Origin of the sequence: Shinella sp. (genome assembly GCF_049651085.1) — a bacterium.
In the GTDB taxonomy this organism is placed as follows: Bacteria; Pseudomonadota; Alphaproteobacteria; order Rhizobiales; family Rhizobiaceae; genus Shinella.
Window position 1 is genome coordinate 66,460 of sequence record NZ_JBASBL010000016.1, and the last position, 15,775, is coordinate 82,234.

Here is a 15,775-nt window from a genome sequence, read left to right on the forward strand (position 1 = left end):
CGCACGCGAGTGACAACAACCGGCCCAACGCACATCGGCGCCGATAGTTCCAAAAAAATATCCCCCCTAATTCTTGGGGGGCGAACGCCAACGCTCCCTTAACACTCTGTCATCCTTTGTCGGCTACAACTTCCGCAGGCCGATATTGGCCAAGCCACCCTGTTGTCATGATAACAACGGTTTAGGGTTACATGATGTTGAAAATCTTGTTGCCGAGGATCGAGCAGCGCTATGCGTTGGCGGGATCGGTCTTTGGAGCGTTTCTTCCTGCCATCTGCCTTGCCGCCGACCAATTGCTGCGCGATCCCTTACAGGCGAGCCCCTTCAGCTTTTCCACGCCGATAGCCACCGCTTTCGCCCTGATGCCGGTTTTCTTCGGCGCCGGCTTCTACCGGATCGGCCGCTCGAAGGCGCAGCTCATCGAGGAGCTGGACCAGCGGCGGCAGACAGCGCGCCAGCTTCTGCACGACGCCCATCATGACCGGATGACCGGCCTTGCCAACCGCTTCCGTCTGGAGCGGGATATACAGGCCATCGTGGACGCGCGGGAGGACGCGAACCGTCCGGCCCTGCTGCTGCTCGATCTCGACCGCTTCAAGTCCGTCAATGACAGCTTCGGGCACGATGCCGGAGACCAGTTGCTCACGGCCATTGCCGGCCGGCTGACGCGTGCACTCTCCACAAAAGCGCGGGTCTACCGTCTGGGCGGCGACGAATTCGTCGTGATGGTCGCCGGACGGCCCTCACAGGGCAAGGTTGAAGACGTCTGCCGCACACTCTGCGCGCTCTTCGAAGAGCCGTTCGAGCTGAAGCGCGGTCGGGTTGCAAGCGGCTGCAGCATCGGCGTGACCTTCATGGAAGCGGACGACACGTCGGTGTGCGAGCTTCTGAAGCGCGCCGACGTCGCCCTGTATGAGGCCAAGAAAACGCGCAGTAGCGGTTTCCGCTTCTTCGATGCGGTGCTTGCCGCCGACATGCAGGCGCGCACTGCGATCGAGCACGACCTTGCGCGCGCGCTCGCGGCCGATGAATTCTTCCTCGAATACCAGCCCATCGTGGGCATCGAGAGCGGCTCCGTGCGTGCCTTCGAGGCGCTGCCGCGCTGGCGGCACCGGGAAAAGGGGCTGATCATGCCGGATGCCTTCATTCCCGTGGCGGAGAGGATCGGCCTTCTTCTGCCGCTCTACAATCGGGTCATGCGGGAGGCCTGCCGGGAGGCGGCGAAATGGCCGGCGCCGACCGGCATTGCCGTCAATGTCATTGGCGACCAGTTCAGGGACCGGACCTTCGTGGATTATGTCAAGGCGTGCCTTGCCGAAAGCGGACTGGCGCCGGGTCGCCTCACGGTCGAGGTGGCGCAATCCGTCTTTTCGCTGGACGAGGCGGTGATCCGCGATAACCTGCGGGCGTTGAGCGCTCACGGCGTGCGCGTCGCACTCGACGAATTCGGCACCGGCTTTTCCTCGATCAACAACCTGCGCTCCCTGCCGATCGACCAGATCAAGATCGACCGTTCCCTTGCGCGGGCGATGATGGACAGCAGGCGTGACGCCGACGTCGTCGATATCATCCTGAAGCTCGGCCAGACGCTGCAGGTGACGACGACGGTGGAGGGCATCGAATCGGAAAGCCAGCTCGACTTCATTCGCCAGCGCGGAGCCTCGGAAGCGCAAGGAGACCTGATTTCGGGGCCGGTCGCCGCGACGGATATCATGGCCTTTCTCGTTCGGCCGGAGAGCCGGCTTTCGGCGTGACGGCGCAAAAAGCCTTTTCACCGCACACAAATCCTGATTGTCTCGGATCGAAGGGGAGGCGGCGATGAGACGATTCTACGGGCTGGCGGTTTGGGCGTTTTCCCTGCTTGGCCTCGTCGTTCTGGTGGGAGCGAGCTGGCTCATCGTATCGCCGCCGGCGCTCCTCAGCGTCGGCTCCGGCTATGCAGCAAAAATCGTCTGCTCCAATGTTTTCATCGCCGGACGCGATCCGGACAAGGTGCTGGCCGAGGACGTGCAGGCGCCGGGCCATCCGCTGCTGAAACTCATGCGGCAGGATGTCGATTTCACGGAAAAGACGGTGACGACCCATCTGCTGGGCGCCTTCGCACCGGGCCATGCCGTCTGGCATGAGGGGTTCGGTTGCTCCAGCGTGCCGGACGGCGATTTCCGCGCGGCGCGGCAGGCGGTGTCCGACGTTCCGCTGCCCGTCATTCCCACGGGCGATCCGGCTGTTGCCTGGCCGGACGGCGAGGCGGTGAGCCCGGACGGCCGGCTTGCCGCACTGCTGGCCGAGCCCGAACTCGCCGGGCCGGGCATGCGTGCGACGGTCGTCGTCCACGACGGCCGCATTGTTGCCGAAGCCTATGGGCAGGGCTTTTCCCCCGCAACGCCCCTGCTTGGCTGGTCGATGACCAAGTCGGTCAATGCAGCCTTGATCGGCCGGCTGATGCAGGCCGGTGCGCTGTCGCCGGAAATGAGCAACCTCTTCCCGGAATGGCGCGGCGATGCCCGCGCGCAGATCACGCTGGCTCAGCTTTTCGCAATGGAGAGCGGGCTTGCCTTTAACGAGAGCTATGGCGACGTCGCCGACGTGACGCGCATGCTCTACCTCGAGCCGGACATGACGCGCTTCGTCCTGTCCTTGCCGCTCGAAGCCAATCCCGGCGAGAGGTTCAACTATTCCAGCGGCACGGCGGTGCTGCTGTCGCGCATCTGGATGGGCACGCTCAGCGGACGGGCGCAGGCGCTGTCCTTCCCCGCAAGGGCTCTCTTCGCCCCGCTCGGCATGGCAAGCGCGGTGATGGAGCCGGACGAGACCGGCATCTTCGTCGGCTCATCCTATATGTATGCGACGGCGCGCGACTGGGCGCGCTTCTCGCTGCTTCTCTTGAATGACGGGGTCTGGAAGGGAAGTCGCCTGTTGCCGGAAGGCTTCGTTGCGGCGATGGCGACGCCCACCGGGGTCTCCGACGGCGCGTATAGCCGCATGCAGACATGGACCAAGGGGCCGGGGCGGGAAAACGATACGGATTACGGCCTGCCGGATGAGACCTTCTGGATTCTGGGGCATGACGGCCAGTCGGCCGCCATCATTCCCTCGCGCCGGCTCGCGGTGATCCGGCTGGGGCTGACGCCGTCGAAACTCGGCTATCGGCCCCAGCGGCTGGTCAAGCGCATCCTGGATGTGCTGGATGCATCGAAACCCTGAAGCGCCTCAGGCGCCGACCTGGGCGATCCAGTCGTTGAGGTTGTAGGTGTTGGAAATGCGCGCAACCTTGCCGTCGCGGATTTCGAAGAAAGCGCCGGCCGGCAAGATATAGGTCTGGCCGTTGGCTTCCGGCAGGCCCTCGTCGGTGACGAGATACTGGCCGTTGACGACGAATTCGGCCGAGCCGCGCGTGCCGTCGTCATTCGACATGATGACGATATCCGTCAGCGTCTCGCGATAGGAGCGGTTCATATGCGCCATGAAGTCGCGGAAAACGGCCTTGCCGACCTGGCGGCCGCCCTGATTGATGTCGTGGATGACGTCATCGTGCAAAAGATCCAGGAAGGCTTCCATATCCTGCCTGTTGAAAGCATCGTAGTAAGCGCGGATCGTCTCTTTTGCTGGCATGTCATCCCTCATATCGTTGTCGTTTCGGCAAAAGCCGCCCGCCTTATAGCATTCTTCAAGCCTTTGGGAACGTTTACGGATCATGCAAGTCAAGATCGTCCATGGAGAGGCCGTGACGCCGCACATCGCGGATCTCGCGCGCCTGCGCATCGAAGTCTTTCGCGCCTTCCCCTATCTCTATGAAGGGAGCGAGGACTACGAGACGTCCTATCTCGCGACCTATGCCAGATCGCCCGAGAGCCTGTTCGTTCTGGCCATCGATGGGGAGCGTATCGTCGGGGCCTCGACGGGCGTGCCGATGACCGATGCGTCCGACGAATTCAAGGCGCCCTTCCTTGCCGCCGGCATCGACCCGCAGCAGGTCTTCTATTTCGGCGAATCCGTATTGTCGTCGAGCTATCGGGGCAGGGGGCTTGGCGTGCGCTTCTTCGAGGAACGCGAGGCCTATGCGCGCCGGCTCGGACGTTTCGACTGGTGCGCCTTCTGCGCGGTGGAACGGCCGAAGGACCATCCGCTGCGCCCGGCCGGCTATGCGCCGCTCGATGAATTCTGGGGCAGGCGCGGCTATGCGCAGCGCGCCGATCTGCGCACCATGCTGGCCTGGCAGGATATCGGTGAAGAGGACGAGACTGAAAAGCCGATGTCGTTCTGGCTGAAGCCGGCGCGCTGATCGCCCCGGCAAGCTGCCGGCCTATCTCAGGCCGGTCTCGTCGAGCAGGCCCTTGCGCTTGGCGTGATAGTAGTAGCCGGCGGCATAGAGGCGCACCGCGCCGTCGTTCTTGTCGTCGGCCACCAGCCATGCGCCACGCAGGTACTTGCCGGCATATTTGATATTGGTCTCGGCATCGAACAGGCCTTCGGCCGGGCCTTCATAACCCATGCTCTTGGCCGTCGCGTATTTGATCTGCATCAGGCCGTAGTGACCTCGGTTGAAAGCCCTCGGATTGTAGGTGCTTTCCCGCTTCACGACGCGATGCAGAAGCGATTCCGGGATGCCGTACAGGGCTGCGTATTTCGTGATCAACGCATCGATCGGCGTGCCGGATTTCTTGAACGGTTGCTCGGCCTGCGGCACCACCAGGCGCGTCTGGGTGGTCAGAACGGCGTTGCTGAGAAGCGCGGGCTTTGCCATGGGCACGATCTTGCGGCTGGCGACGAGCTGTTCGAGGCCTTCCGGCTCGCCGGTGTCGAAGCCTGGCTCCATGACCGAAACGCCGATGACCGTATCGAAGGTCTGCGGCTGCGAGACCGCGGTCACGGCGCTGCCGGTGTTTTCTGCAAGCGCAGCGGTGGCCACGGCTGCGCCCGTTGCCTGCCTGGTTTCTGCAAGGGCGGAGACCGGCACGGCGGCGCCTGCCGTATCGCCCGCGACGACGATCGGCGTCGGCAGGGCTTGCGGCGTGTTTTCCGTGCCCGGCTTGGCGGCGGGCAGTGCGGCATAGGCGACCTGCGTCCCCGCTGCGTCGGCGGCGGCGATATCGGTCATGGCCGAACCGGGCGTTATGGACCTTGCCGTCGTTGCATCCTCGGCGACGCTGGCGCAGCCGGCAAGCGTGACCAGAAGGCTTGCGCAGGCAAGCGTGGCAATGCGTGCCGGACGGGAAACGGGGGTGTCTGCCATGGTCGTCGCTCTCGGTTTGCCGGGGTGCGGGGCGCAAGAATGCCCCCGCTTTTGCAAATCAGTCGGCCGTGGCCGTGTCCCGCTCTTAAACGATCGGGGCAAGAGCGGCAACCCGCAGGCCTTGCGATGCGTCAGGCGGTCGTCCGTTTGAGGCCCGCCGTCAATAGTCCGGCGCCGATGAGAAGCGTGCCGCCGGTGCGGTTGACGACCTTCTGGACCGAGGGTTTGCGGATCGTCTGGCGCGCGGCGGCGGCCAGCAGGGCGTAGGAAAGCGCGTTCAGCGTCGCCAGCACGAGGAAGGTGATTTCGAAGATCACCATCTGCGGCAGGACGGGCTGCGAGAGGTCGAGGAACTGCGGCAGGAAGGCGACGAAGAAGACGATGCTTTTCGGGTTCAGCGCCGTGACCACATAGGCATGGGCGAAGATGCGGAAGGGCTTTTCCTCGGCCGGCGTCTCGCCTTCCGCGCCGATCGTGACGGGCGCGCGCCAGAGCTTGATGCCGAGCCAGACGAGATAGGCCGCGCCCACCCATTTGAGAACGGTGAAGATTGCGGCCGATGTCGCGAGCAGCGCGCCGAGGCCGAGCATGGAGGCGGTCATGGCGGTGAAATCGCCGAGCGCGACGCCGGCCACGGTAGCGCCGGCCGTGCGGCGGCCATGGCCAAGCGCATAGGAGATCACGAGGAGGATCGTCGGTCCCGGGATGGCAAGCATGACGGCGGATGCGGCGGCGAAGGCAAGCCAATGCTCGAAGGACATGAAGAACTCCCCGGATCGAGTGCGATCCGGGGAGAAAGCCATTCCGTTATTTCGCCGTCAAGCCTGATCTGAAGGCTGCCGGTTCGCAGGCCTCTATCAGCCGGCCGGCTTCCACTTCTGGCCGATCGTGTCCATCACCTCGCCGAACCACTTTGCCGAGGTGTCGAAGTGCTTGCCGCCCTTGATGCGCGGGAACTCGATGGTGCGCAGCTTGCCGCCCTGGCCCTCGTCATGGCCGGTGACACCGGAGACCTTGTTGAGCGCGCTTTCGACGGCAAGGTCGGTCATGCTCTGGATGAGGCGCAGGTCGTCACGGTTGGCCGGGGCGGAACGGGCATAGTAGCCCGACTTCTGCACCATGGAGCGCTCGGCCCCGAGGAGGGCGGCGAACTGCTTGGAGAACCAGTTACCGACATTGATCGTGTCGATCTTCACATGACCGAAGGCGTCGCGCTTGACGGTTTCGCCGGCGGCTTCCCGTTCGGCGACGATGGCGTCGAGGCAGGCACCTTCCGAAACGAAGAGGGTGACGTAGCCGCTGCGGTCCATGATCGCCCTCAGGCGCTCCGCCTCCGCGTCGAGGTTGAAGTCCATCTCCGGCAGGTAGAGGCCGTCGATGTTCTTCAGCTGCTTGTTCATCATGAAGCCCTCGACATACTCGTTGCCGTTGGTCTTCTGGATATAGGCGCGGGCGGTCGCGGCGGTGAGCCAGCCGCAATGGCGGCCCATGACTTCGTGCACGACGAGGGTTTTCGGCGCTGCGCTCTGTTCGTTGCTGACATGATCGAAGAAGCCGGCGCCGACTTCGGCGGCCGTCCAGGCGCCGAGCGACTGGCGGATCGGCACGACGTCGTTGTCGACGGTCTTCGGCAGGCCGACGACGGTGAGATTGTAGCCGTTCGCGCCGAGATAGGCGGCAAGGTCGGCAGCGGTCGTGTTGGTGTCGTCGCCGCCGATCGTGTGGAGGATGGTGATGCCGTCCTTGGCAAGCCGCTCGGCGGCAACGCGCAGCGGGTTCTCGCCTTCCTTGACGAGGCCGCGCTTCACGCAGTCGGCGGCATTGGTCAGCTTGACGCGGCTGTTGCCGATCGGCGAGCCGCCATAGCGGTGCAGGAGCGGCGCCTTCTCGCGCATGTCCCTGGTGATCTCGATACGGTCGGCAAGCAGGAGGCCCTGATAGCCGGAGCGGTAGGCGACAAGCTCGATATCCGGTGCGACGTCGCTGTAGCGCTCGATCAGGCCCCCGACGGCGGACGACAGACAGGGCGCGAGCCCGCCAGCGGTCAGCATTGCAACTCTCTGCTTGGCCATGATTCCTCCTCGGCTTAAGCCCGTCTGGATGGGCGGGCGTTCGGTCCTTTGTTTTCACGGCTGCGGACCAAAACGCTTCGCCCCTTTGCTGGTGTTGCTCCTAGCGCAGAATCCCCGCAAGGGGAACGGCATGGCGAACATATCTGCAGTCCATGACGGATTGTTCAGGCATGCTCCACAGGCAGGAAGCCTTGTTTTCGCAAATTATGATGGCGCCACTTAATGAGGGGCATCAAAATTCTGTCATACGGGGTTAAATTGCCGCTGCGTGCCTTGCATTCCCTGCAATTGTCTGATCAAGATCACCTTATGTTCCAGAATTCGCCTAGTTGCTTCATCAGTGCCGTATGGGATCGCCTCGTCGGCATGGTCTCTGATGCCGCCAGCAATGTGCTGTCCGGGGTGGTCGAGGCCGTGCGGACCCTTTTTGAGGGCGACCCGGAAACGCGTCGGCAGGTGGCCTTCTCCGTTGCGATGATCGCGCTTTCGGCCAAGATGGCCAAGGCCGACGGCATCGTCACGACCGCCGAGGTAGATGCCTTCAAGGATATCTTCAAATATCCCGACGACCAGGCGGCCAATGTCGCGCGCCTCTATAACCTCGCGCGCCAGGACGTTGCGGGCTATGAGGCCTATGCGGAAAAGATGAAGGCGCTGTGCGTCTCCTGCGAGAAGAATTGCCCGATCCTCGAGGATATCATCGACGGCCTGTTCCACATCGCCAAGGCGGACGGGCTGATCCATGAAAACGAAATGGCGTTCCTGATCCGCGTCGCCGAGATTTTCGGCATGGCCGAGGAGCGCTTCGAGCAGATCACGGCGCGGCATGTCCATATCAGCGGTCGCGATCCCTACAAGGTGCTCGGCGTGAAGCCGAGCGACGATTTTTCCGAGATCCGCAAGCGCTATCGCGTGCTTGCCTCGGAGAACCATCCTGATAGGTTGGTGGCGCGTGGCGTGCCGGCCGAGTTCCATCAGATTGCGAACGACCGCATGGCCGCGCTCAACGCTGCCTATGAGGCGATCGAGAAGGAACGCTGCGCTGCATGAGCGCATTCACATGTGACTATGCCGGCGCGACCGCTGCGCCGTCGCCGAATTTCGGCGAACGGGCTGGCGGACGCTCCCCGGACATCATCCTCCTGCATTATACCGGCATGGCAACGGCGGACGGCGCGCTGAAGTGGCTTCGCGCGCCGGAAAGCCAGGTCTCCTGTCATTACTTCGTGCATGAAGACGGACGCATCGAGCAACTCGTGCGCGAGGCGGATCGCGCCTGGCATGCGGGCAAGAGCTTCTGGATGGGGGAGGTCGATATCAACTCGGCATCGATCGGCGTCGAGATCGCCAATGCCGGCCACCCCGGCGGACTGCCGGATTTTCCCGATTTGCAGATCCAGGCCGTCATCGAACTGTGTCTCGATTGTGGCAGAAGGTGGGGAATTGCCCCGCAACGCGTGCTCGCGCACAGCGATGTTGCTCCGATTCGCAAGGTCGACCCGGGTGAAAATTTCCCATGGCAACGCCTCCATGCGAGGGGTGTCGGGCACTGGGTGGAGCCGTCGCCGATCGCCGGCGGGCGCTTCTTGCTCGAGGGCGATGCCGGCCAGCCGGTCGAGGCCCTGGAGACGATGCTGTCGCTCTACGGCTATGATGTTGAAATAGATGGAATTTACTCACAAAAGACGCGCGGTGCGGTAGAGGCTTTCCAGCGCCATTTCCGCCCGCAGCAGGTCGATGGAATCGCCGATTTTTCGACCATCGATACACTGCATAGGTTGCTTTCCACGCTGCCGCGGCAGGCTGTCTGACAGCCTATGCGATTATTCAAATGTTACAGTCTGTAATATAAGTTTATCGCTTCGCCACATCCTGACCCGATTAGGCATGTCTTTTCCGGCTGCGTTCGTTGCAGCGCAGCATGCGGTCAGGGCCTGATCGCAATCACGATGATCGAGACGTTAGCGCAGGGCGCGCGGCTTTCCATGCCGCGGCCAAGGCACTGCCTTTGCGCCTTTTGGAGACGACAAAAAAAATGAGAAGACTTCTTGCTGCCATCAGCGCGGCCTGCCTTTGTGCGTCCGTTTTTTCCGCCAGCATGGCGCATGCGGCATCCGGTGACTACCGGCAGCCCATGACGAAAACCTCCAGCAAGACGGAGGCCACCAGCAAGGAAAAGGTCCAGAAAACGTCCGGCAAGCGCAACAAGCGCAAAAAGGGTGGCGGCAACGACGTGGTCGTCGGCAAGCTGAAGACCTTCAAGAGCACGACCGGCTATCCCAGGGCGGAAAACCCGATATCGGCGGGCGCAAAGGCGGCGGGATATTCCAGCATCATCCAGACCTATGCGAAGAGCTACGGCGTGCCGGTCGATCTGGCACATGCGGTCGTGCGGGTCGAGAGCAACTTCAACCCGAAGGCTCGCGGCAGCGCCGGTGAAATCGGCCTCATGCAGATCAAGCCGGCGACGGCGCGCATGATGGGCTATAGCGGCAGCGCCAAGGGCCTCTACGATCCGGAAACCAACATCAAGTACGGCATGAAGTATCTCGCCATGGCGCATGAGCTGGGCGGCGGCACGACCTGCGGCACCATCCTGAAATACAATGCCGGTCATGGCGCCAAGCGCATGAACCCGATCTCCAAGCGCTATTGCGGCAAGGTGCTGAGCTACATCGACTGAAGCCGGAATGCGTGACCTTTCGCGGGCTGGAATCGGCCCGCAGCCATGCTATGCCATCGGAAAAGAGCGAGGGTGAAGCATGGTTCGGCATTTCGATTTCGTCGTTGTCGGCAGGGGCATGATGGGAGCCGCCGCAGCGCGGCACCTTACGAAAGCGGGCGCTTCGGTGGCGCTCGTCGGCCGGGGCGAGCCGGCGGACTGGAAGGCCCATGACGGCGTGTTCTCCAGTCACTACGACAGCGGCCGCATCACCCGCACGATCGACCAGGATGCGGACTGGGCCTTGCTCGCCAGCCGATCGATCGCCCGCTACCGCGCGATCGAGGCCGAAAGCGGCATTCCCTTCTACGGCGAGACCGGCTGCCTGATCAGCGGTCCTGCCGGCAGCGATTTCATCAATTCGGTTGCGGCGGTCGCGGAGCGCCATGCGCTCGACGCACTGCTGCTTGATCGTACTGCCCTGCGCCAGCGCTTCGCCTGGTTCGACCTGCCGGAAACCTCGGCGGGCGTCTTTGAAGCGAAGGGCGCGGGCTATGTGGATCCGCGCAAGCTGGTCGCCGCGCAGGTTGCCTGCTTCGAGAAGGCGGGCGGAACCTCCATCCTCGATGACGCAAACTCCGTGTCGGACGCGGGCGACCGGGCAGCGGTCGCGCTGAAATCCGGCGGCTCGGTCACGGGCGGGCGCGTGCTGGTGGCAACCGGCGGCTTTTCGCGGGCCCCCGGATTGTTGCCGAAGGTGCCGGCGCTGGTCGTGAAGGCGCGCACCGTCGTTCTGGCGCAGCTGACGCCGGAACAGGTCGAGGCCTATCGCGGCATGCCATCCTGGATCGATGAAGGCACCGACCCTTCCGAGCATTTCTATTTTCTGCCGCCGATCGTCTATCCGGACGGCGAGACCTATCTCAAGATCGGCGGCGATCCGACCGACGTCGAGATCGAGGAGGAGCAGGCAATCCGCGACTGGTTCGGCGGGGAGGGGCGTCCCGAAGCGATCGTCCATCTCAAGCGCCTGCTTGCCCGCGCGCTCCCGGACCTGAAGCCGGTGCGCCTTCTTTCCGTGCCGTGCGTGACGACCTACACCACCCATGGCTATCCCTATGCCGGCTTTGTCGAGGGCGAGCGTATCGCTCTGCTTACAGGCGGTAACGGCGCGGCGGCGAAGAGTTCCGACGAGATCGGCCGCATCGGTGCGGATCTGGTGATTCGCGGCCGGCTCGACGAGCCGGACTATGCGACGGATTTTGCCGTTCATTTTCGGTAGGGCTATGGCGTTTCCTTGCGGCATGAGCTAGTCAGCCCCTGCCAGTTGGCTGGGCAGCCGCGCTTTGCAAGGGTCGAAAGGCCGCAGGGTGAGGAAAGTCCGGGCTCCACGGAAACACGGTGCCGGATAACGTCCGGCGGGGGCGACCCCAGGGAAAGTGCCACAGAAAGCAAACCGCCTTCCTCGGAAGGTAAGGGTGAAAGGGTGGGGTAAGAGCCCACCGCGGCCATGGTGACATGGTTGGCAAGGTAAACCCCACCGGGAGCAAAACCGAATAGGGATGACGCGAACCGCGCAAGCGGTTCAGCCTGTTTCCGGGCCGGTCATCCGGGTGGGTTGCAAGAGGCCGGGCGCAAGTCCGGTCCCAGATGAATGGCTGCCACGTTCCGGTTTCGGCCGGGGCCATACAGAACCCGGCTTACAGGCCAACTGGCAAAATCTCTCCTTCAAGGACGATTTCAACATTTCCCGATGCGCTGAATTCCTCGGGGTTCGCGCATGCCTTGCCTTGCCCGGAGGCGAGCGTGCGCAGCGTTTTTCGAGCTGCAAAGCCGGGGCGCTAGGGGAGGCTCCCTAACCTTTTGTTAAACTTAACGCCTTATAAACATTTGACGGTCTGAATGCGGGAACGAGGTCTATTCCCATTGACGCCCATATGGTCCCATGTTATCCCAATACCATACTGCACGAGGGCGCATGAGCGTCCGATCATCGCAAAGCTTTAGGGCAAACCCGCTGGGGATGGTGCAACGCAAGCGCGTTGTGTCAGGGCTGGTTCGTGTGCGTTGTGTTGTGTTGGTTGCGCCGGAGGGGATGCACAGCGCTCCGGTTTTGGGAGCGGCTGTATCGCGTCATGAACCGGTTCCTGTCGAATGCGACAAACAGGATCGATGCCAAGGGGCGGGTTTCCGTGCCTTCGTCATTCCGTTCCGTCCTGTCGCAGCGCGACATCCGGGAACTCTATTGCTTCCAGGATTTCATGTTTCCGGCGATCAGCGTCGGAGGGCTGGATCTGCTCGATCGTTTCGAGCGCCAGATCGCCAGCGAGGATGTATTCTCGCCGAAGGCCAATTCGATGTCGCTCCTCATTCACGGGGGCGGCGTCTTCATGAAGCTCGATTCGGAAGGGCGCCTGCCGGTCACGGACTTCATCCGCGACTATACGGGCATCGCGACGGACGTGACCTTTGTCGGTCGGGCGGATCATTTTCAGCTCTGGGCCCCGCAGACATTTCAAGCCATGCAGGCGGCGGCCCGGGAAGAGTTCAGAACGCGAGGTCTGGGCTCGGGGTAAGACGGAGAATCGGAATGACGGCGGATTTTGGCGGAGGTTCTACTGAAGCCGATGGCGGATCGGTCCGTCACATTCCGGTTCTTCTCTCCGAGGTCATGGCGGCGCTTGCGCCCAAGCCCGGCGAAGTCATTCTCGACGGCACGTTCGGCGCAGGCGGATACAGCTCCGCCATTCTTGCTGCCGGCGCCGATGTCATCGGTCTCGACCGCGACCCGACCGCCATTGCCGGCGGGCAGGGGCTGGTGGAGGCCTCCGGCGGCCGGCTCACGCTCATTCATTCCCGCTTTTCCGAGCTTGCCAGGCATGCGCCCGAGGGCGGCCTCGACGGCGTGGTACTCGATGTCGGCGTCTCCTCCATGCAGATCGACGAGGCCGAGCGCGGTTTCTCTTTCCAGAAGGACGGCCCGCTCGACATGCGCATGTCGGCATCCGGCGTTTCGGCCGCCGATGTGGTCAACCGCGCCAAGGTCTCCGACCTCATCCGCATCTTCGGCTTCCTCGGCGAGGAAAAGCAGCCAGGGCGCATCGCCCGCGCCATCGAGAAGGCGCGCGAGAAAGAGCCCTTCACGACGACGCGGCAGCTTGCCAACCTCATCGAGCTGACGACGCCGCGTAAAGCGAAGGACAAGATCCATCCGGCAACCCGCGTCTTCCAGGCGCTGCGCGTCTTCGTCAACGACGAACTCGGCGAGCTCGCCCAGGCGCTGATCGCCGCCGAGCGCGCGCTGAAGCCGGGCGGGCGGCTCGTCATCGTCAGCTTCCATTCGCTGGAAGATCGCATCGTCAAGAAATTCTTCCAGGACCGCGCCGGCAAGGCGGGAGGCTCGCGGCATCTGCCCGAAGTGCACGACCGCGCCGCAACCTTCGCACCAGTCGGACGCCCTATGGTGGCGGCCAGCGACGAGGAAAGCGCGGTCAATCCGCGTGCCCGTTCCGCGAAGCTGCGGGCAGGCGAGCGCACCAGCGCCCCGGCCGGTACGGGTGATCTGTCCATTTTCAATCTGCCCAACCTTGCCGACCTCGAGAAGATGGGAAGCTGAGTGATGTTTCGTACCCTTGATGTCGTCATGATCGCTGTAATGACCGCAGCAGCCACCGTCACCTATTCGATCAAGCACCAGGCCGAGAACAAGCTCGAAACGGTGCGCAAGCTCGATGCCGAGATCAAGCTCGAAGAGGACACGATCGATCTTCTCAAGGCCGACTGGGCGCTGCTCACGCAGCCGAACCGCCTGAACCGCCTCGTGACGACCTTCGAGGGTGACCTCAAGCTGGTGCCCACCGAATCGACCCAGCTCGCGCGGCCGAGCGAATTGCCCATGGCGACCGCCGAATTGCCGGCGCTTGCGCCGGAGAAGGACGACAAGGTCGCCAAGAACAAGAAGAATGCCTCGGGCACGGATGCAATCCAAACCGGATCGGTGGCAAACTGATGTCGTTTCTCTCCCGCATCATGGACCTCAAGAGCAAGGCGCATTTCAACGCCGGTGGCAACAACCACAACCGGACCGGCGGCAATGGCGGCCAGACCTTCGAGGGCACGCGCAAGCGTTCCGGCTCGCAGGCGCGCAGCCGTGTCGCCGTTATCGTCTGCTGCTTCGGCATGGTCTATGCCGTTATCGGCGGGCGCCTCGTGCAATATGGCATGGCGTCGCCCGAGACCGTCTCCTCGATCGGCCCGGCAGACCACCTGATGGCCTCGCGTCCCGATATCGTGGACCGCAACGGCGAAATCCTCGCCACCGACATCCGCACCGTTTCGCTCTATGCCGAGCCGCACAAGATCGTCGATGTGGACGAGGCGGTCGAGATGCTCGCGACGGTGATGCCTGACCTCGACCGGCGCGGCACCTATCGCAAGCTGACCTCGAAGTCCCGCTTCCAGTGGCTCAAGCGCCAGCTCACCCCCAAGCAGCAGAGCCGCATTCTGGCGCTCGGCATTCCCGGCGTCGGTTTCCGGCCGGAAAAGCGCCGCTTCTATCCGGGCGGCGCCACCGCCGCGCATATTGTCGGCCACGTCAATATCGATAACCGCGGCATTGCCGGCATGGAGCGCTATATCGACAGCCAAGGGCTTGCCGACCTCGCCGCCATCGGCATGACGAGTGACGCCAAGCTGGAGCCGGTGCGTCTTTCCATCGACCTTCGCGTGCAGGCCATCGTGCGCGAAGTCGTCAAGGAAGGCATGGAGAAGTACAAGGCGATCGCCGCGGGTGCGGTCGTGATGGATGTGCATACCGGCGAAGTCCTCGCCATGGCCTCGGTGCCGGACTACGATCCGAACAATCCGGCGGAAGGCGCCAAGGACGGCTGGATGAACCGCATGTCGAACGGCACGTTCGAGATGGGCTCGACCTTCAAGAGCTTCACCACCGCCATGGCGCTCGATTCGGGCAAGGTGAAGATCACCGACAGTTTCGACGCGCGCGCGCCGATCCGCATCGGCGGCTTCACCATCAAAGACTTCCACGGCAAGCACCGGGTGCTGACCGTGCCTGAAATCTTCCAATACTCGTCGAATATCGGCACGGCAAAAATGGCCGATGTCATCGGTATTGCCGGCCACCAGGAATTCCTGACGCGCCTTGGCCTTCTGACGCGCCTCGAAACGGAACTGCCGGAGGTGAAGACGCCGACGCAGCCGCGCGAGTGGAAGAAGATCAACTCGATCACCATTTCCTTCGGCCATGGCGTCTCGACGACGCCGCTGCAGACGGCGGTGGCTGCCGCCGCCCTGATGAATGGCGGCCTGCTCATCAATCCGACCTTCCTGCCGCGCACGGTCGACGAGGCAAACGAGGTCGCCAAGGTCGTCCTCAAGTCCGATACCGTCGACAAGATGCGCTATCTCTTCAAGCTGAACGCAAATGACGGTTCCGGCCGGCGTGCGCTGGTGCCCGGCTTCAATGTCGGCGGCAAGACCGGCACGGCCAACAAGGTCGTCGGCGGGCGCTATTCCAACACGCAGAATTTCAACGCATTTCTGTCCGCCTTCCCGATCGACGACCCGAAATATGTGGTCCTGACCTTCATCGACGCGCCGCAGACCGGCGAGGGCGGTGGCCGCACGGCTGGCCTCAACGCTGCGCCGATGGTGGGTGAAATCATCCGCCGTTCCGCCGCGCTTCTCGGTGTAAAGCCGAAATTTGGTGAGGACGGGTCTGCCTTGCTTGTGTCTTATTGAATGGAGAAGACGGGACGCCGATTCGTGGGGCGAAGCGGCTACCAACAG

General features: G+C 63.2%; 15 protein-coding genes and 1 other RNA gene. 12 read left to right on the top strand and 4 right to left on the bottom strand.

Annotated elements, in window-relative coordinates; genetic code table 11:
• Positions 1-194 precede the first annotated feature (194 nt).
• Positions 195-1,754, top strand: a complete 1,560-nt coding sequence (locus WA950_RS09100; RefSeq protein ID WP_424551390.1) for a putative bifunctional diguanylate cyclase/phosphodiesterase — start codon at positions 195-197, stop codon at positions 1,752-1,754.
• 64 nt (positions 1,755-1,818) lie between these two features.
• Positions 1,819-3,204, top strand: coding sequence for a serine hydrolase domain-containing protein (locus WA950_RS09105; RefSeq protein ID WP_424551391.1), 1,386 nt, complete (start codon positions 1,819-1,821; stop codon positions 3,202-3,204).
• 6 nt (positions 3,205-3,210) lie between these two features.
• Here the strand turns inward: WA950_RS09105 and WA950_RS09110 are convergent, their stop codons facing one another.
• A complete protein-coding gene (locus tag WA950_RS09110; protein WP_424551392.1) occupies positions 3,211-3,612 on the bottom strand; it encodes a ketosteroid isomerase-related protein in 402 nt (133 codons plus the stop codon).
• 82 nt (positions 3,613-3,694) lie between these two features.
• On the opposite strand from WA950_RS09110, the gene WA950_RS09115 reads away from it, so the two are divergent.
• Positions 3,695-4,282, top strand: coding sequence for a GNAT family N-acetyltransferase (locus WA950_RS09115; RefSeq protein WP_424551393.1), 588 nt, complete (start codon positions 3,695-3,697; stop codon positions 4,280-4,282).
• A gap of 21 nt (positions 4,283-4,303) precedes the next feature.
• On the opposite strand, the gene WA950_RS09120 is transcribed toward WA950_RS09115, so the two are convergent.
• From WA950_RS09120 to WA950_RS09130, 3 genes are all read right to left on the bottom strand, one after another.
• Positions 4,304-5,233 (bottom strand): transglycosylase SLT domain-containing protein, encoded by a 930-nt coding sequence (locus WA950_RS09120; RefSeq protein ID WP_424551394.1) that lies wholly within the window; start codon positions 5,231-5,233, stop codon positions 4,304-4,306.
• A 131-nt stretch (positions 5,234-5,364) separates the two neighbouring features.
• Positions 5,365-5,994, bottom strand: a complete 630-nt coding sequence (locus WA950_RS09125) for a LysE family translocator (RefSeq protein WP_424551395.1) — start codon at positions 5,992-5,994, stop codon at positions 5,365-5,367.
• Between the two features lie 96 nt (positions 5,995-6,090).
• A complete protein-coding gene (locus tag WA950_RS09130; RefSeq protein WP_424551396.1) occupies positions 6,091-7,305 on the bottom strand; it encodes a pyrophosphate--fructose-6-phosphate 1-phosphotransferase in 1,215 nt (404 codons plus the stop codon).
• Positions 7,306-7,671: 366 nt separating this feature from the next.
• Between WA950_RS09130 and WA950_RS09135 the strand changes: the two genes are divergently transcribed.
• The 9 genes from WA950_RS09135 to WA950_RS09175 all read left to right on the top strand — a co-directional run bounded on the left by WA950_RS09135 (position 7,672) and on the right by WA950_RS09175 (position 15,727).
• Complete coding sequence (locus WA950_RS09135; protein ID WP_424551397.1) at positions 7,672-8,355, top strand: TerB family tellurite resistance protein; 684 nt, start codon at positions 7,672-7,674, stop codon at positions 8,353-8,355.
• On the top strand, positions 8,352-9,116 hold the full coding sequence (locus WA950_RS09140) for an N-acetylmuramoyl-L-alanine amidase (RefSeq protein ID WP_424551398.1): 765 nt from the start codon (positions 8,352-8,354) through the stop codon (positions 9,114-9,116). Before WA950_RS09135 ends, WA950_RS09140 begins: the two co-directional genes overlap by 4 nt.
• A gap of 224 nt (positions 9,117-9,340) precedes the next feature.
• On the top strand, positions 9,341-9,988 hold the full coding sequence (locus tag WA950_RS09145; protein WP_424551399.1) for a lytic transglycosylase domain-containing protein: 648 nt from the start codon (positions 9,341-9,343) through the stop codon (positions 9,986-9,988).
• 79 nt (positions 9,989-10,067) lie between these two features.
• Positions 10,068-11,249: an NAD(P)/FAD-dependent oxidoreductase gene (locus tag WA950_RS09150; protein ID WP_424551400.1), complete on the top strand. Its 1,182-nt coding sequence runs from the start codon at positions 10,068-10,070 to the stop codon at positions 11,247-11,249.
• Positions 11,250-11,290: 41 nt separating this feature from the next.
• Positions 11,291-11,686: RNase P RNA component class A (rnpB, locus tag WA950_RS09155), an RNA gene on the top strand.
• A 416-nt stretch (positions 11,687-12,102) separates the two neighbouring features.
• Positions 12,103-12,543 carry a division/cell wall cluster transcriptional repressor MraZ gene (gene mraZ / locus WA950_RS09160; RefSeq protein WP_424551401.1) on the top strand — a complete coding sequence of 147 codons (441 nt, stop codon included), beginning with the start codon at positions 12,103-12,105 and terminating at the stop codon, positions 12,541-12,543.
• 14 nt (positions 12,544-12,557) lie between these two features.
• Positions 12,558-13,583, top strand: a complete 1,026-nt coding sequence (rsmH, locus tag WA950_RS09165) for a 16S rRNA (cytosine(1402)-N(4))-methyltransferase RsmH (protein ID WP_424551402.1) — start codon at positions 12,558-12,560, stop codon at positions 13,581-13,583.
• A 3-nt stretch (positions 13,584-13,586) separates the two neighbouring features.
• Positions 13,587-13,976, top strand: coding sequence for a cell division protein FtsL (gene ftsL / locus WA950_RS09170; RefSeq protein ID WP_424551403.1), 390 nt, complete (start codon positions 13,587-13,589; stop codon positions 13,974-13,976).
• Entirely contained in the window at positions 13,976-15,727 is a 1,752-nt protein-coding gene (locus WA950_RS09175) for a peptidoglycan D,D-transpeptidase FtsI family protein (RefSeq protein ID WP_424551404.1), read from the top strand. The genes ftsL and WA950_RS09175 overlap by 1 nt, the downstream gene beginning before the upstream one ends.
• Positions 15,728-15,775 lie beyond the last annotated feature (48 nt).